12 protein-coding genes are annotated in these 17,519 nt (G+C 71.8%); 2 read left to right on the top strand and 10 right to left on the bottom strand.

All coding sequences use genetic code 11. The features are described from left to right. Positions 1-71: 71 nt before the first annotated feature. On the top strand, positions 72-1,190 hold the full coding sequence (locus JGS22_RS15745) for a M48 family metallopeptidase (RefSeq protein ID WP_211038508.1): 1,119 nt from the start codon (positions 72-74) through the stop codon (positions 1,188-1,190). A 169-nt stretch (positions 1,191-1,359) separates the two neighbouring features. Here JGS22_RS15745 and JGS22_RS15740 read toward each other — a convergent pair whose 3' ends face one another. The 5 genes from JGS22_RS15740 to proB all read right to left on the bottom strand — a co-directional run bounded on the left by JGS22_RS15740 (position 1,360) and on the right by proB (position 6,940). Then, positions 1,360-2,487 carry an SCO2583 family membrane protein gene (locus tag JGS22_RS15740; protein WP_211038509.1) on the bottom strand — a complete coding sequence of 376 codons (1,128 nt, stop codon included), beginning with the start codon at positions 2,485-2,487 and terminating at the stop codon, positions 1,360-1,362. Between the two features lie 256 nt (positions 2,488-2,743). Next, a complete protein-coding gene (locus JGS22_RS15735; RefSeq protein WP_211038510.1) occupies positions 2,744-3,322 on the bottom strand; it encodes an SCO2584 family spore wall biosynthesis protein in 579 nt (192 codons plus the stop codon). A gap of 355 nt (positions 3,323-3,677) precedes the next feature. After that, on the bottom strand, positions 3,678-4,943 hold the full coding sequence (locus JGS22_RS15730) for a glutamate-5-semialdehyde dehydrogenase (protein ID WP_211038511.1): 1,266 nt from the start codon (positions 4,941-4,943) through the stop codon (positions 3,678-3,680). Positions 4,944-5,158: 215 nt separating this feature from the next. Next, positions 5,159-5,602 (bottom strand): DUF8830 family protein, encoded by a 444-nt coding sequence (locus JGS22_RS15725; protein ID WP_211038512.1) that lies wholly within the window; start codon positions 5,600-5,602, stop codon positions 5,159-5,161. Positions 5,603-5,854: 252 nt separating this feature from the next. Next, on the bottom strand, positions 5,855-6,940 hold the full coding sequence (gene proB, locus JGS22_RS15720) for a glutamate 5-kinase (RefSeq protein WP_211038544.1): 1,086 nt from the start codon (positions 6,938-6,940) through the stop codon (positions 5,855-5,857). A gap of 670 nt (positions 6,941-7,610) precedes the next feature. Here proB and JGS22_RS15715 point away from each other — a divergent pair. Then, positions 7,611-9,854: a CDP-glycerol glycerophosphotransferase family protein gene (locus tag JGS22_RS15715; RefSeq protein ID WP_308405693.1), complete on the top strand. Its 2,244-nt coding sequence runs from the start codon at positions 7,611-7,613 to the stop codon at positions 9,852-9,854. Positions 9,855-10,036: 182 nt separating this feature from the next. Here the strand turns inward: JGS22_RS15715 and obgE are convergent, their stop codons facing one another. From obgE to JGS22_RS15690, 5 genes are all read right to left on the bottom strand, one after another. Next, entirely contained in the window at positions 10,037-11,482 is a 1,446-nt protein-coding gene (gene obgE, locus JGS22_RS15710) for a GTPase ObgE (RefSeq protein ID WP_211038513.1), read from the bottom strand. 205 nt (positions 11,483-11,687) lie between these two features. Next, positions 11,688-11,948, bottom strand: coding sequence for a 50S ribosomal protein L27 (gene rpmA, locus JGS22_RS15705; RefSeq protein WP_211038514.1), 261 nt, complete (start codon positions 11,946-11,948; stop codon positions 11,688-11,690). A gap of 14 nt (positions 11,949-11,962) precedes the next feature. Next, positions 11,963-12,283 (bottom strand): 50S ribosomal protein L21, encoded by a 321-nt coding sequence (gene rplU, locus JGS22_RS15700; protein ID WP_211038516.1) that lies wholly within the window; start codon positions 12,281-12,283, stop codon positions 11,963-11,965. Positions 12,284-12,539: 256 nt separating this feature from the next. Then, positions 12,540-16,475, bottom strand: coding sequence for an Rne/Rng family ribonuclease (locus JGS22_RS15695; RefSeq protein WP_211038518.1), 3,936 nt, complete (start codon positions 16,473-16,475; stop codon positions 12,540-12,542). Between the two features lie 238 nt (positions 16,476-16,713). Beyond that, positions 16,714-17,472: a TIGR03936 family radical SAM-associated protein gene (locus tag JGS22_RS15690; protein ID WP_211038520.1), complete on the bottom strand. Its 759-nt coding sequence runs from the start codon at positions 17,470-17,472 to the stop codon at positions 16,714-16,716. Between the last annotated feature and the right edge of the window lie 47 nt (positions 17,473-17,519).

Genomic DNA, 17,519 nt, shown 5'->3' with positions numbered 1-17,519 from the left:
GTCGAACAGCCAACAACAGGCAGCCAGGGGGACGGGCACTCAGTCCGTAATGCCCGTAAAGGGGGCCATTCATGAACCACAGCAACGACGCGGCCGAGCATCTCCCGAGTCGCGAACGCCGTCGATTCCCGGGCATCTCCTCCCGGGCGTACGAGCACCCCGCAGACCGGTCCGCGCTGGTCGCGCTGCGCAAGCTGACCGGTTTCGACACCGTCTTCAAGGCGCTCAGCTCCATGCTGCCCGAGCGCAGCCTGCGGCTGCTCTTCCTCTCGGACTCGGTGCGGGTCGGCGACGAGCAGTTCGCCTACCTCAACGACATGCTGCGGGACGCCTGTTACATCCTGGACCTGGAGAAGGTCCCGCCGATGTACGTCTCGCAGGACCCGCAGCCCAACGCCATGTGCATCGGCCTGGACGAGCCGATCATCGTGCTCACGACCGGGCTGATCGAGCTGCTCGACGAGGAGGAGATGCGGGCGGTCATCGGCCACGAGGTCGGGCACGCGCTCTCCGGCCACGCGGTTTACCGCACGATACTGCTCTTCCTGACCAGTTTCGCCGTCAAGGTGGCCTGGATCCCCCTGGGCAACGTCGCGATCATGGCCCTGGTCACCGCGCTGCGCGAGTGGTTCCGCAAGTCCGAGCTGTCCGCCGACCGGGCCGGGTTGCTGGTCGGCCAGGACATCCAGGCGTCGTTGCGCGCACTGATGAAGATCGCGGGCGGCAACCATCTGCACGAGATGAACGTCGACGCCTTCCTCGCGCAGGCTGAGGAGTACGAGGCCGGCGGCGATCTGCGCGACTCCGTGCTGAAGATCCTCAACGTGCTGCCGCGCACCCACCCCTTCACCGCCGTGCGCGCCGCGGAGCTGAAGAAGTGGTCCGAGAGCCGCGACTTCCAGCGGCTGATGGACGGCCACTACGCCAAGCGCGAGGAGGACAAGGACACTTCGGTCCGCGACTCCATCAAGGAGTCCGCCGGCAGCTACGCGGACTCGGTGCGCAGCAGCAAGGACCCGCTGATGGGCCTGGTGCGCGACCTGGCGGGCGGTGCGGGCGACCTCGGCGGCAAGCTGCGCGACTTCGCCACCGGAGGCAACCGCGGGGCCGACGCCGCCGACCCCGCGGGAGACGGGACGGGCGGCCAGGACGGCCCCGGAAGCACCGGCACGGCGCCCGGCTCGAAGTAGCCGCCGACCGACCGGTTCCCACGCTCAGGGCTGCGGAGACCCGACAGGGCCTTCGCAGCCCTGCGTGGTGTCCGCGCCCGTTTCCGCGGCGGCGCGCGTGGCGCGCACCGGTCCGGTGCCGGTGGGCACGGAGCCCCACCCGGCCGCGCAGCACCGGGTTGCCCGGCGGTCAGTCCACCTTCGGCTGCGAGCTGCGCGCCAGCACACCGCACAGCGCGGTGCGGCGCAGATCGCCGGCGTACAGATCGGTGCCGGCCGACGCGTCTGCGCCGACGTCCTCGCCTGCCAGCAGCGGGCGCAGCCAGTCGTGGGTGTTCTCGGCACAGGGCAACGGGCCCGCCTGTACGGTGACTTGGGCGACCGTACCGACGCCGGTGCGCAACTCGCCCCGGGTGAAGCGCATCCGCACCTCGCGCCGCGCCGTGAACAGCGAGGCGTCCGCCTGCTTCGTGCCCTCGACCGGGCGCAGGGCGTAGACCAGCACATGCTGCGCGGAGACCTCCAGCGCGCCGCTGTCGGTCTCCGCCACCGAGAAGGTGCCGCGCACCCGGATGCCGGAATCGGCCAACTTCGCCTCCTCCGGCTGGAATCGCATCAACCAGCCGGTCGCGCCGTACCGGCCGTCCTCGGCGGGGGCACGCATGCTGCGGTCGAACTGTGCGCGCTGCCCCTGACTGAGCAGCCGCCGTACCGGGTTGACGGTCCGGCCGGCGAGCACGTCCGGATTGAGAGCGGAGGCGATCACGTACTGCCGGGCGGTGGCCAGCGCCAGCCGGACCTGACGGAGGCTGAAATTGTTCGTTGCGCGCGCCACCGGCAGCTCGACGGCGTTGGGTCCGGCTTCCAGACGGGCCGCCGGGCTGCGGCGATAGAGCTCCTCGGCCTCGTCCCCCGGCACCGAGCCGCGCGGCACCAGCGGAACGATCGTCGTCCGCAGCGGTATTCGGGACTGGGCGTGCACGGGGTCCTCGTACGGGCTGCGGGCGCCCATGTAGATGGCGGCGCCGAAGGCGATCAGCACGACCAGCAGCAGTACGAGGAACTGCCCCGAGACTCCGCGCCTGCCGCCGCCCGCCGACGGCGCGGAGACTTCCTGACCACTGGGGGTCGTGCGCTCGGCGGTACGCGGATCGGGCAGGTCGGCCACGGGCCGTTCCTGCTCGTCGAGACGCTCCCGGGCCGAGAACTCCCGCAGCTGCGCAGCGCGCACGAAAGACTCGTCGAACACCGTCGAACGGAACTCGTCGTCATCGTCGCCCGCAGGTCGCCCCTCGGGAGGGTCTGCACGCCCGGCCATGACCCCCAGCGTAGGTGCCGCGGCAGGAAGCCAGGACGCCGGTCGGTGATGAGTTCACGCCATCTCCGCAACTCCGGGCGCGCAACTCCGGGCGCAAAGGGCGGGAGGGGACGGGAGGAGACGTGGAGCCCGGCTCGCGCCTCGGACGTGCCGGGCACAGAACAGGCTCAGAACCGGCAGGGCCCGGGGCAGACAGGCCGCCCCCGACTGACAGGCCGCCCCCGACTGACAGGCCGCCCGGGCGCCGGTGCCCCGACTAGCCGGGACCTCCGGGAGAGAGCAGCGCGACGGCGTACCGCGGTCCGGTGCTCCCGACGCCGCTGTCCAGCCCGGTCGTCGCGGGAGGCGGTGTGGGCTCCTCGCGCTCGCCCGAACCTCCGCGCAGTGCCGCGAAGGCCATCGCGACCACCCCGACACCCATCACCAGGGCGAGCAGCCAGGCGACCGGCCGGTGCCAGCGCCCTTGGCCGCCGCTGCGGTACCCCGGAGTGTCCTCGCTGTCGCAGAACTCCTGGTACGCCTCGTACTCGCGGTAGTCGTCCTCGTCGCGGAAGCTCGCGTACCCCTCGACCTCGAATCCGCCGTACGCCGGCTCGCCCGACTCCGGACCCCAGCCGCCGGAGCTGTACGCCTCCTCGGCGGCCTGCTCGCTCTCGGCGGCACGCTGGGCGGCTGCCATCGTCCGCTCGGCAGCGGTCGGTTCATGGAAGACAGCGGCCCTCACGAATGCCTCGTCGAACACCACGGAGCCGGACGCTTCGCCCGCTGCTCCGTGGTCGCGGTCCTCCGGCTCCTCGCCCTGACCGAACGGCTTTCCCGCACTGTCGTCCGCCACCGTCCCAGAGTAGACCGAATCGCCCGGACCGGGCAGGGAGAGGACGGTTTCGTCTCCTCCGTCCGAACGCCCGCCCCTACCGGCCGGCGAACCACGCCCGCCGAACTCCACCCACCCGGCAGCCCTCGCGCACACACGCGCCACGGCGCTCAGCCCGGCACACCGCACGCGCTCCCGCCCGGCGCTGCCGCACGGGCCCCGCGCTCCGAGACCTCACACCGGCCTCGACTGCGCCGTCACCGGGCAGGCACGCCGTCACGGCCCCGGCGGGCGCCCCGGCGTCGCTCCGCCGCGCGCGCGTCACCGCCGCACAGGCCGTCGCCCCACCGCACAGGCGCCGCACCGCCGCGCGGGGTCAGGGACGTACGTGCCCGTCACCCGTGACGACGTACTTCGTCGAGGTCAGCTCGGGCAGCCCCATCGGGCCGCGGGCGTGCAGCTTCTGGGTGGAGATGCCGATCTCCGCACCGAAGCCGAACTCGCCGCCGTCGGTGAAGCGCGTGGAGGCGTTGACCATGACCGCGGTGGAGTCCACCAGGGCCACGAAGCGCCGGGCCGCGGCTGTGTCCCGGGTGACGATCGCCTCGGTGTGGCCGGAGCTCCAGCGCCGGATGTGTGCGACCGCGGCGTCCAGGTCGGGCACGACGGCCGCGGCCAGATCGAAGGAGAGGTACTCGGTCGCCCAGTCGTCCTCGCCGGCCGGTACGACCGAGCCGGAGGCCTGCTGCCACTCCTCGTCGCCGTGCACGGTGACGCCGGCGTCGGCCAGGGCGCTCAGCGCGCGCGGCAGGAACTCGGCGGCCACCGCCCGGTGCACCAGCACCGTCTCGGCGGCGTTGCAGACGCTGGGCCGGTGGGCCTTGGAGTTCACCAGGATCTCCACGGCCATGTCGAGGTCGGCGGCCTCGTCGACGTAGACGTGGCAGTTGCCGGTGCCGGTCTCGATCACCGGGACCGTCGAGCCCTCCACCACAGTCTTGATCAGGGAGGCACCGCCGCGCGGGATCAGCACGTCCACCAGCCCTCTGGCCGTCATCAGTTCGTGCACACTCTCCCGGCCCTCCCCGGGCACCAACTGCACGGCGTCCGCGGGGAGTCCGGCGGAGGCCACTGCGTCCCGGACCACTGCGACCAGCGCGGCGTTGGAGGCGTACGCGGAGGAGGAGCCGCGGAGCAGCACGGCGTTGCCCGACTTCAGGCAGAGCGCCGCGGCGTCCACGGTGACGTTCGGGCGTGCCTCGTAGATGATGCCGACGACGCCGAACGGCACCCGGATCTGCCGGAGTTCGAGCCCGTTGGCCAGCGTGGAGCCGCGTACCACCTCGCCGACCGGATCGGGCAGCCCGACCACTCGGCGCACATCGGCGGCGATGGCTGCCACCCGCTCCTCGGTGAGGGTGAGCCGGTCGACGATCGAGTCATCGGTGCCGGCGGCACGGGCCCGCGCGATGTCCTCCGCGTTGGCGGCGGTGATCTCCGGCGTACGGGCGACCAGCGCGTCCGCGATGGCGAGCAGCGCACCGTCACGGGCGGTACGGGGCTGCGGGGCCAGGAGAGCGGCGGCCTCCCGGGCACGGAGCGCGGTCTGGGCGACGGGCGAATTCTGCGTGGCGCTGGTCATCCTGGCAGCCTAGCCAGCAACGGGCGGCGGTCGGCCCGGCGGTCCGGCCGCCGAGACGTCGACGCCCCGTGGTCCGGACACACGGAACGCGTTGCCTCGCCCCCGGCCCCGCAGCTGTGGGACCGGCGCGGTGGCCGCCTCGCGAACTTCCGGGCGGCGGCGGCGCCACCGGGCCTGACCGCCCCGCTGCCGCCGCCCGAGCGCCACCGGCTTCGTCAGAAGGGGTGAACTCCGACCGGGGCCGCCGGCGGCGGACCGTACCCCTCGGAGACCCTCTGGTGGTACGTGTCACGGCCGATCACCTCCAGGCCGACGATCTCCCAGGGAGGCAGCCCCGCGGAGCCGCGGTGCTCGCCCCACAGGCGCAGTGCGACCGCCGCGGCGTCGTGCAGGTTGCTGGCCTCCTCCCAATACCGGATCTCGGCGTGGTCGTTGGCGTAGCGGCTGGTGAGGAGGAACGGGTGGTCGTGTGCCAGGTGTTCCAGCGCGCGGCGGATGTCGGCCAGCGGCGTCTCCGCGCCGGCGACGCTGAGCGTCACATGCCACATCCGGGAGGTCTGCGCCTGCGGCGGCGGTGCGGCACCGATGGGCCCGGTCGACTGCGTTTCGCCCTCGCCCTGCTGGACAGAACCCAGCCGTACGCTGGCCAGTCGTCTCATCGGGCGGCCTCCTGACTGCGGCATTTTCTTCACGTCCCTCACACGAGCTGCCCCGTACGCGACGCGGTGCCCCGTGCCCGGTCGCCGCCGGTGAGGTTACGGCGACGCGCGGCACGGAGGTGCGCGGGTGGCGCTCCGGAACAAAGTTGAACAGCCCGAGGCCGATCGCGGGGCGGTTTTCCGGAACGGGTGGCCGGAAAGGCAGCACGTTGACAGCCGGGGCCCCGGACAGGGGCACATTCATCCCAAGTGTCAGAACAGCAGTACCAGATCGTCGCGGTGGACGATCTCGCGTTCGTAGGCGGGGCCGAGCTCCTTCGCCAGTTCACGGGTGGACCGGCCGAGCAGCCGGGGAAGCTCACGAGCGTCGAAGTTGACCAGCCCTCTCGCCACCGCGCGGCCCGAACGGTCCCGCAGCTCCACCGGATCGCCCGCGGAGAACTCGCCCTCGACCCGGTCGACCCCGGCCGGCAGCAGCGACTTGCGTCCCTCGACCACCGCTCGTACCGCTCCGTCGTCCAGCACCAGCGCGCCCTGCGGGGTGGAGGCGTGGGCGAGCCACAGCAGCCGGTTCGCCGAACGCCGTCCGGTGCGGTGGAAGTACGTGCCCGTACGACGTCCCGCGAGCGCGTCCGCGGCCCGGCTGGCGGAGGTGAGTACCACCGGAATGCCGGCGCCCGCGGCGATTCTGGCCGCTTCGACCTTGGTCACCATTCCGCCGGTGCCGACCCCCGCCTGCCCCGCGCTGCCGATGGAGATCCCGTGCAGATCGGCCGGCCCCTGCACCTCTTCGACCCTGGTCGTGCCCGGCGTGCTGGGATCGCCGTCGTAGAGGCCGTCCACATCGGACAGCAGGATGAGCCGGTCGGCCCGCACGAGGTGCGCGACGAGTGCTGCGAGCCGGTCGTTGTCGCCGAAGCGGATCTCGTCGGTGGCGACGGTGTCGTTCTCGTTGACGATCGGTACGGCGCCCATGGACAACAGTTGGTCAAGGGTGCGGTAGGCGTTCCGGTAGTGGCCTCTGCGGCTGGTGTCGTCGGAGGTGAGCAGCACCTGCCCCACCCGACGGCCGTAGCGGGCGAAGGAGGCCGTGTAGCGGGCGACCAGCAGCCCCTGCCCGACGCTCGCCGCCGCCTGTTGCCGGGCAAGATCGCGGGGACGGCGCGGCAGGCCCAGCGGGGCGAGCCCGGCCGCGATGGCTCCGGAGCTGACCAGGACCACTTCCTTGTCGGCATGTGCGGCGAGCGCGTCGACCAGCGCGTCCACCCGGTCCGCGTCCAGTCCGCCGGCCGCTGTCGTCAGGGAGGACGATCCGATTTTGACGACGATGCGGCGCACCTCCTCGGCCCGCGGGTCGCAGGCCTCCGGCTCGGCCGCGCTGCGGGCGGTCGGCTCCGCACTCCCGCCTCCGGTCGCACCCGACGCATCCGGTACGTCCGGCAGGACCGGTGCACCCGGCGGGACCGGCTTCACGGCGGCCTCTCGGCTCGGTTCCGTGCCGTCTTCCCGTTCTGCCGCTGACACCTGTGATCCCGTCCTCGAACCGTTCCTCGCGAACCGCGCCGACCTCGCGAACCTATCGTCCTCGCACGTCGACGCGCGTTCCGCTTTCACCCTGCGGACTCGCCGCCGGCCCAGTGCCGGACAGTGCACGCCCCTCTCAACTACGCTGCGTCGCTGAACCGTTCTTGTACAGCCATCCCGCCGATGACAGCTCCGCAGCCGCGGCTTGCGACCGGCTTTGCGCGGGGAACCTGCAGAGGTCCCGCCGGAGCAGGGAACGCCGCGGCTCCCCGGAACCGGCCGAACAGCCGGTGAAAGCAGCGCATTCGCCCCGTATAAGGGGGCGTCGCGAGTGCACTCCGTCACCGCGAATTGTCACCTCGAACGGCTTCGTCATACCGTCAGGGGTCACCCCCGGTAGCCCCGTGGCGGCTCCCGTCACTATGCGTACCTGATTCAGCACACTCCGACCTCCGTCCGACCGACTCCTGCCAGGAGCCAATCCGTGCCCGTCGCCGGTCTTCTCTCCCGCCGAGCCGGACAGCTGTCCGCACTCCTCGCGATGCTGGTGTTCTTCGCCGTCCAGCTCACGGGTGCACTGCTGCCCAACGCCCCGTTGTTCATCACCGCGTCCGCGGCGGGCCTCGCGCTCGACCTCTATCTGCACCACAAGCAGCCGGGGCTGTTGGCGCTGCTCAGCAGAGTGAGGTTCGACGTCCCCACCCGCCAGCTCCTGCGCGACATGCTGCTGGTGCTCGGCCTGGTCCAGACGCCCGGTCTCGACCCGCTGGCCGAGACCCCTCTGGTGCTGTGCCTGCTCGGCTCCTACGCCGCGCACTTCGCCTGCCAGGCCGCCGCCGTGCTGGTGCGGCGCAACCGCACGCTGCCGGTCATCACCCGCAACATCGACGTCTCCGCGCTCGGGCTGACCGCGGCCCCGCCGAAGATCCTCGCCCGTCAACCGAGCCGCAGGCTGCTGCACTTCATGGTGCCGGCCACGTTCGGCCTGCTGATGACCGCGGCGACGGTAGAACCGCTGTGGGGCGTCGCCGGTGTGGCCGGCTCGCTGCTCCTCTTCGGCGCGGGCACCGGATACATCGCGAGCTGGCTGCTGCCGGGCAAGCGCACTCCGAGCGAGCAGAAGGTGCTGGCCTGGCTCAACGCGTGGCTCACCGAGTACCGGCCGTCCGTCGCGATGTACTTCTCCGGCGGCACCTCGTCCGCGTACCAGGCCAACATGTGGCTCAGCACGCTCGACCAGCTCGACGGCAAACCGCTGATCGTCCTGCGGGAACGCTTCATGGTGCAGAAGATCGAGTCCACCGACGTGCCGATCGTCTGCATCCCGAAGGTCGCGCATCTGATGACCCTCGAGCACTCGACGCTCAAGATGATGCTGCACCCGGCCAACTCCGGGAAGACCTCGCAGGTGCTGCGCATCCCCTCGATCAAGCACAGCTTCATCAATCACGGCGAGAGCGACAAGCTTTCCAGCTGCAACCCGTACGCCAAGGCGTACGACGAGGTCTGGGTCGCGGGCCCGGCAGCCCGCGAGCGCTACCAGATCGCCGACATCGGAGTGGACGACCGCGATGTCGTCGAGGTCGGCAGGCCGCAGCTGGCGCCGATCCTCCCGTACGCCGGCCCACCGGCCGCCGACGGCTTCACCACCGTGCTCTACGCGCCGACCTGGGAAGGGTGGACCGACGACCCGGGCAACACCTCGGTCATTCTGGCCGGCGAGAACATCGTCCGCGAACTGCTCGCCGACGCCCGCGTCCGGCTGATCTACAAGCCGCACCCGATGACCGGTTCGGTCGACCCGCGAGCGGGCGCCGCCAACCAGCGCATCCAGCAGATGATCGCTGCCGCGAACATCGAGCGGGCCGCCCTGCCGGGGCACACCAGCCCCGGCGCCGAGACAGCCGACGAACTGGCCCGCCGTACCGTCGCACTCGACCAGCTGGCCACCTCCGCCTTCCGCCGCAGCGCCGACGAGTTGGAGCGCATGGCCCTCCAGTCGGTGCCGGACGGCGGCCGGGCGGACGCGGTCACCGCTGCGCGGGAGGCGTGGGAGGAGGCCTACTGGGCGTCCTACCCCGAATGGGAGCACCTGGTCATCACGGGCCCGCGTCCCGGCATCTACCCCTGCTTCAACCAGGCGGACGTGTTGGTCAGCGACGTCTCCAGCGTGGTGTCGGACTACCTCAGCAGTGAGAAGCCGTACGCGGTGGCGAACACCAGCGGGCTCTCCGAGGACGAGTTCCGGTCCGGTTTCCCGACCGTGCGCGCGGCGACGATCCTCAGCCCGTCCGCGGTCGAGGTGCCCGAACTCCTCGCCTCCACCCGGAGTTCCGAGCCGGACGCGCTCGCCGACGAGCGGGCCGCGCTCAAGGAGCACCTGCTGGGCCCCGCCGACCCGCCGTCGATGGTGCGCTTCGAGCAGGCCGTGCACGATCTCTGCGGCAAGGCCGACGCCCGCCGCGAACGCGTGGCCCGCAGGTCCGCCGAGATGCCGCCGCAGCGCGAGCGGCACGCCAGGGCCGAGGCGGTTGCCGAGGAGAACCAGGCGGAGGCGGCACAGGCCGCGGAGACCGTGCGCACCGCCGAGTCGGTGGAGCCGATCGACGCCGCCGACGAGGGCGGGGGCTCCACCGCGAAATCAGCGGAGGCTGCGAAGTCGGCGGAGGCGGCGGAGGCGGCGGACGAGGACGCCGCACGCGACGCGGGCACCTCCGCCGCACGCTGACCCGTCCCCGCACCACACCGAGAAGAGGGCCGACTCTCCACGAGTCGGCCCTCTTCGGGTCTCAGCGGCTCCCGCTCCGCGAGCCGGACGGCCCCCGTACACCGCGGCGCGCGGCGCACCGGCGGGCCCGCCCGCGGGCGCCGTGTCAGACGCCCCGCCAGACGCCCCGCGGGCGCAGCGCGTCAGCTGAAGGGGTCGAACGCCTCGTACTCGGCGTCCGGGTCCTGCTCCGCGCGCGACGCATCCCGGTCCCGCCTGCGCTGGGCAGCCGGGCGGGAGATGTCCATCCGATGGTCTTCGCCACGGCGCCCCAGCATCTCCGCGCCGGTGGCCATCGCGGGCTCGAAGTCGAAGACGACCGCGTTGTCCTCGGGGCCGATCGCGACGCCGTCGCCCTCACGGGCACCGGCCTTGACCAACTCGCCCTCCACACCGAGTCGGTTGAGCCGGTCAGCGAGGTAGCCGACCGCCTCGTCGTTGTTGAAGTCGGTCTGGCGCACCCAGCGCTCGGGCTTCTCGCCGCGCACGCGGTAGAGGCTGTCGGCCTCCTCGGTGACCGTGAAACCGGAGTCGTCGACGGCCTTGGGGCGGATGACGACCCTGGTCGACTCCTGCCGCGGCTTCGCCGCACGGGACTCGTCCACCAGCCCGGCCAGCGTGAAGGACAGCTCTTTCAGGCCCTCCCTGGAGACCGCGGAGACCTCGTGGATCCGGTAGCCCCGGGCGTGGAGGTCGGGACGCACCATCTCGGCAAGGTCCTTGCCGTCCGGGATGTCGATCTTGTTCAGGACCACCAGGCGCGGACGGTCGGAGAGCCCGCCGTACTCGGCGAGTTCGGCCTCGATCATGTCCAGGTCGCTCAGCGGGTCGCGGTCGGACTCCAGCGTCGCGCAGTCCAGAACGTGGACCAGCACCGAGCAGCGTTCGACGTGGCGCAGGAACTCCAGCCCGAGGCCCTTGCCCTGGCTCGCGCCCGGAATCAGCCCGGGGACGTCCGCGACCGTGTAGACCGACGAACCCGCCGTCACCACACCGAGGTTGGGAACGAGGGTGGTGAAGGGGTAGTCGGCGATCTTGGGCTTGGCGGCGGAAAGCACCGAGATGAGCGAGGACTTGCCCGCCGACGGGTAGCCGACGAGCGCCACGTCAGCGACCGTCTTCAGCTCCAGCACCAGATCGCGCGCCTCGCCCGGCTCACCGAGCAGCGCGAAGCCGGGGGCCTTTCGACGCGGCGAGGCCAGCGCGGCGTTGCCCAGACCGCCGCGACCGCCGCCGCCCGCAACGAAGGTGGTGCCCTGGCCGACCATGTCGGCGAGCACATTGCCCCGGCGGTCGGTGACGACCGTGCCGTCGGGCACCTCGAGCACGAGGTCCTTGCCGTGCGCGCCGTCCCGGTGGTCGCCGGCGCCGGGCTTGCCGTTGGTGGCGATGCGGTGCGGCCTGTGGTGGTAGTCCAGGAGCGTGGTCACGTCCTGCTCCACCACGAGCACGACGTCGCCGCCGCGGCCGCCGTTGCCGCCGTCCGGGCCGCCGAGCGGCTTGAACTTCTCCCGGTGTACGGAGGCGCAGCCGTGGCCCCCGTTGCCCGCGGCGATGTGGAGCTCGACGCGGTCCACGAAGGTAGTCATGACGGAAAGCCTCCAGGCTGGTTCTGCGAGTGCGGTACTGCGTGCGGTGCGTGGGCTGGCGGGCTGCCGGCGCTGCGACGGGCCCGGAGGCCGAGCCGCGGAACCGATACCGCCTTCCGTACTAACACGCCGAGGGCGGAGCCGCCTTCCACAGGGGAAAGGCGGTCCGCCCTCGGGAAATACTGGTGTCGCCTACCGCGGCTGATTACTCAGCGGCGGCGGGAACGATGTTGACGACCTTGCGGCCACGGTGGGTGCCGAACTTCACGGCGCCCGCGTCCAGCGCGAACAGGGTGTCGTCGCCGCCGCGGCCCACACCCGTGCCCGGGTGGAAGTGGGTGCCGCGCTGACGGACCAGGATCTCGCCGGCGGAGACGATCTGACCACCGAAGCGCTTCACGCCGAGGCGCTGCGCGTTGGAGTCACGACCGTTCCGGGTGGACGATGCGCCCTTCTTATGTGCCATCTTGTCTCAGTCCCTTACTTCGCCGGGGCGTCGATGCCGGTGATCTTCAGCGCGGTGTGCAGCTGACGGTGACCGATGCGCTTCTTGTAGCCGGTCTTGTTCTTGTACTTCTGGATGTCGATCTTGGCACCCTTGTGGTGATCGACAACCTCCGCCTGGACCTTCACACCAGCCAGCACCCACGGGTCACTGGTGACGGCGTCGCCGTCCACGAGGAGCACGGTGGAGAGCTCGACGCTGTCGCCGGGCTTGTTGACGGAAAGACGGTCGACCTCGATGGTGTCGCCGACAGAAACCTTCTGCTGACGACCGCCGGTGCGCACAATCGCGTACACGCGGAACTCTCTCTCGTTCGTAGACGGACTCCTGATGCCAGCCGCACAGCACGAGCCGAGGCCCGCGACGGTCCGAATGGGTGAGCGGCCTCTCCCGGCGAAAGGGCCGGAAGGGATGTGCTCAGGAGTGCGGCGCGTCCATTGACACGCCGACGGCCCAGGTTACGGGGCCGCCCAACCCCCGGTCAAACCGAGGCCAACGGGCCGGGGACCAGGGCTGTCGACGCCCGGCACCCGGCCCGTTGATGCGTACCGCTCAGTCCTCGGAGACCTCGGAGGACGGTGCCGACTCCTCGGCCTTCTTCGCAGCCTTCTTCGCGGTGGACTTCTCCGCGGTCTTCTCGGCAGCCTTGTCCGCAGCCTTCTTGGTGGACGCCTTCTTGGCCGGCGCCTTCTTGACTGCGGCCTTCTTCGCGGGTGCCTTCTTGGCCGCGGCCTTCTTGGCGGGCGCCTTTCTGGCAGCCGCCTTCCTGCCGCCGGCCTCGTCCGACGCCGGCTCGGCCTCCGCCGTGCCCGAAGCGTCCGGCTCGCTCGCCGCGGAGGTCTGGGGAGCGGCGTCGCCGACGCTCTCCGACTCCCCCGCGCCGGGCAGCACGATCGATCCACCATTCTCCGCGGGCGGGCCCGAGGGCGCCGAGACCCGGCGGGTCGCCCGGCGGCGCGGCCTGGCGGGCGCGGACACGACCGGGGCCTCCTCCACCGGAGCCTCGACAGGTGCCGACTCGCTCTCGTTGCGCTCGGCCGCGACCACGACCACTGCCTCCGGCGCGGCGCTCGGAGGCGACCCGGCCGGCGCGGACGCCTTGCGACTGGCCCGGCGACGGGTACGCGGCGCGGGCGCCTCGACCGGCTCGGGCGCCGACTCGACGACCGGCTGGGCCACCGGCTCGACCGGAGCGGAGACCGGAGCCTGAGCAGGCTCCTCCGCCTCCCGGACCGGCGACTCGACAGGCTCCACGACAGTGGCGGCGCTCTCGTTCCTCGGCGGCCCGGAGGGGGTCTCCACCCTGCGGCTCACCCGACGGCGGCGCCTGCCGCGGCCCGCTGCCTGCTCCGCCTCGGCCGCGCTGCTGTACAGCTCCTCGTCCGGGGTGAAGTCCGGCTCGGGCAGCGCCTTCGGCTCCCGGCCCGCTCCGGACTCGACACGGTCGGCGTGCGACTGCCCGCGGTCGTGCGCGGAATCGTCGTGGTCGTGCGCGGAGTGGTCGTGATCGTGGTGCGATCCGTTCGCGGACGCGCCGTCGTTCCCCGACCCCTGCTGGTTGTCGGGCTGGCCGCCGCCCTTGCCCTTCTTCTTGCTCCGCTTGCCGCCGCCGCCCGTGCCCTGCGGCTGTTCCATGTGGACGATGACGCCGCGACCGTTGCAGTGCACGCAGGTCTCGGAGAACGACTCCAGCAGGCCCTGGCCGACCCGCTTGCGCGTCATCTGCACCAGTCCGAGCGAGGTGACCTCGGCGACCTGGTGCTTGGTGCGGTCTCGTCCCAGGCACTCCAGCAGTCGCCGCAGCACCAGATCCCGGTTGTTCTCCAGCACCATGTCGATGAAGTCGATGACGATGATGCCGCCGAGATCCCGCAGCCGCAGCTGACGGACGATCTCCTCGGCCGCCTCCAGGTTGTTCCTGGTGACGGTCTCCTCGAGGTTGCCGCCCTGGCCGGTGAACTTGCCGGTGTTGACGTCGACGACGATCATCGCCTCGGTCCGGTCGATCACCAGCGAACCACCGCTGGGCAGCCACACCTTGCGGTCCAGCGCCTTCATCAGCTGCTCGTCGATGCGGTACGTCGCGAAGACGTCCACGTCCGACGTCCACTTGTTCAGCCGCTCCACGAGATCCGGGGCGACGTGCGAGACGTATCCGTGAACAGTGCTCCAGGCGTCCTCACCGCTGATGACGACCTTGGAGAAGTCCTCGTTGAAGATGTCGCGGACGACGCGCACGGTCATGTCCGGCTCGCCGTAGAGCAGCGTCGGCGCGTTGCCCTTCTCCGCCTTCTTCTTGATGTCCTCCCACTGCGCCTGGAGCCGCTGCACGTCCCTCGCGAGCTCGTCCTCGCTGGCTCCCTCGGCGGCGGTGCGAACGATCACGCCCGCGTCCTCGGGGACGACCTTCTTCAGGATCTGCTTGAGCCGCGCCCGCTCGGTGTCCGGCAGCTTGCGGCTGATACCGGTCATCGAGCCCTCGGGCACGTACACCAGGTAGCGTCCGGGGAGCGAGACCTGGCTGGTCAGCCGGGCGCCCTTGTGGCCGATCGGGTCCTTGGTCACCTGGACCAGCACGGACTGGCCGGACTTGAGCGCGTTCTCGATGCGGCGCGGGCCGTGGGAGAGGCCAAGCGCCTCGAAGTTGACCTCGCCCGCGTACAGCACGGCGTTGCGGCCCTTGCCGATGTCGACGAAAGCCGCCTCCATCGACGGCAGGACGTTCTGCACCTTGCCGAGGTAGACGTTGCCGACGTAGCTGGTGGACTGCTCCTTGTTGACGAAGTGCTCGACCAGCACATCGTCCTCGAGCACTGCAATCTGGGTGCGCTCGCCGTGCTGACGGACAATCATCTCGCGCTTGACGGCTTCCCGGCGCGCCAGGAACTCCGCCTCGGTGATGATCGGCACCCTGCGGCGCCCCTGCTCACGACCCTCACGGCGACGCTGCTTCTTGGCCTCGAGCCGGGTGGAGCCCTTGATGGACTGCACCTCGTCCGAGCGCTCTTCCTTCTTCTTGCGCGGCTCGCGGATCTTGACGACCGTACGCTCGGGGTCGTCGTCGGAGTCGTTCTTCTCGGCCGTACCACTGTCGTTCTCGCCCGAGCTGTCGCTCCTGCGGCGGCGACGGCGGCGACGGCGGGAGCTGCTGGTGGAGGGGCCGTTGCCGGCGGAGCTGTCGTCCCCGTCCTCGGAGTTCTCCTCGTCGGAATCGTCGGACTGCTCGGAGTCCCTTCCCGACTTCTCAGCCTTGCCGGAACGGGCGGACTTCTCGCCCCTGTCCCGGCCGCCGCGCCGACCCGACTTCTCGGGCGCACCTGCGGCGTCGTCGTTCCGGTCGTCCTCGTCCTCGCCGTCGAACTCGCCGTCCTCGTCGGCCAGTTCCGCTCGACGGCGGCGCCGGCCGCCCCGACGGCGGCGACGCGACGGGCGGTCGCCCTCGGCACCCTCGTCGTGGTCGAGGTCGCTGCTCAAGGCGTTCGACTCCTCGGCCTCGACCTCCTCCGGCTCCTCGTCCTCCTCCTCGGCCGCCTGGGCAGCCGCGGCACTCTGCGGAGTCTGGAACACCGGCGCCTGGAAGAGGCTCATGGTCGCGGCGGACCGCGTCCGCCCGCGCCCACGGCTCGGAGGTGTCTCGGCGGGCTTCTCGCTCGTGGAGTCGGCGTCCTCCTGGATTGCGTCGCCGTTCGCGCTCTGTGCCTCCGACGACTTCGAGGTCCTGGACGTCCTGGACGTCTTCCCCGTCGACTTCGCGGCGCGCTTGGACCTGCCGCGCGCCCCCCTGCCGCCGCTCTCCTCGCCGTCGGTCTCCGCGGTCGCGGACTCGGCATCCGACCGCACCTCGGCGGCGGTGCTCGGCGCCTGCTCGGTGGCGGGCTCGACGGCGGGCTGCTCCGGGGCGGACTCGACGGCAGGGCTGCCCTCGGCGGAGGTCGCCTTGCGGGCGGCCCGTCGCCGGGTGCGGGCAGGCTTGACCGGGACGTCTTCCGCCCGGCTCGGCTCGTCGGCGTCCGGCTGCTCCGCGGGCTGCTGCTCCGCGGAATCGTCGCGGACGGCAGCCTTCTTCCGTCCGGACTTGCGCTCGGGCGCGCTCCGACCGCTCGGCGGCACGGCCTGGTCGCCCGTCGCGGTCGGCCCGCTCGATGCGGCCCCGTCGGCAGCGGCGGACTGCTCCGCCGGCGCGGACTGTTCGGCCGACTCGGGGGGCGGGCCCGCGGGTGCGCTGGCCTTCCGGGTGGCACGGCGCCGCGCACGGACCGGCTTGGCCGGGGCCTCGGCCGGCGTCTCGGACGACCCGTTCCGTGCGGGCTCCTCCTCCGACGGCGGAGCCTGCGAAGCGGCGACCGTCACCGGCGCCTCACCGGCGGCAGTGGCTGCCGGTGGCCCCGCGGGGCGGGAGGCGGCTCGACGCCTGCGCGGAGGCAGGTTGTCGCTGGGTGTGCTGTTCTCGGCACTCTCCGCAGTCGCGGAGTCTGTGGGCTCGAGCATGCGGGCGGTTCTCCCGTCACGCCCCCGGGCGCCGCGCGTTCCGGAGCGGGTCCGCGCACTGGCGCGGTGACCCTGCCCGGAGCGCGAGCGCCTCACGGGAGCTTGTTGTCTCACTCGCCGGTTCCGGTCCCTTGGACACGGCTACGGCGAAAGTCTCCTGGTCCGTGGCGCCGGCCGTACGGCGGTACCCGGGTGGCTCCCTGGTGCCTGGCGCGTCGGCAGCGCGGTGACGTCGGCCTTACGCGGTGGACCCCGGCACCGTCGCGACGAGGGTTGCGTCGCGGTCGGGCGCCAGCGGGTCGGTCACCGTGCCGGTCTCCTCGTCGAGCGGCCCCTGCGCCAGCCTGGTCACCGAAACCGGGACCGGCGGCGCCAGGTCAGCCGTAGCGCGGAGGCCGGACAGGACGTCGTCGGGTCGTACGGCAGGTGTCAGGTGCCGGACTACCAGGCGCAGTATCGCACAGGGTTGCTGCGCCGGACCATCGGACCCGAGCTCGTGCCCTGCGTCGACACACTCCAGCGACGCCACGGCGGCCCGCGCGTCGAAGGTCCGCACACCCTTCTTGGTCTGCCGCTGGACCTCCACGCTGTCCGCCGCGAGGAAGCGGCGCACCGCCTCCTCGGCCTCCTCGGTGCCTACGCCGTCGAGGCGCAGCTCCCAGCAGGAGGCGAGCAGCCGGTCGGCGAAACCGGAGGTGTCGGCCTCCACCGCGTCGACGATGTCCAGCCCGGTCGGCATCGAGAGGTCCAGCAGCTCACGCAGCCGGTGCGGGTCGCAGTGCCGGGCGAGACCGATCTCCAGGTACTCCGCCTCGCTCGCGGTACCCGTGGGGGCGGCGTTGGCGTACGACACCTTCGGGTGCGGGGAGAAGCCCGCCGAGTACGCCATGGGAACCGCTGCCCTGCGCAGCGCACGCTCAAAGGCACGCTGGAAGTCGCGGTGGCTGGTGAACCGGAGGCGGCCACGCTTGGTGTAGCGCAGACGTACGCGCTGCACCACTGGTGCCGGCGGCGGGCCTTCGGGCTGTCGCTTGCCCAGTGTCA

The organism is Streptomyces tardus, from assembly GCF_018101125.2.
Taxonomy (GTDB): Bacteria; Actinomycetota; Actinomycetes; order Streptomycetales; family Streptomycetaceae; genus Streptomyces; species Streptomyces tardus.
This window is presented reverse-complemented; position numbering and strand designations above follow the sequence as displayed.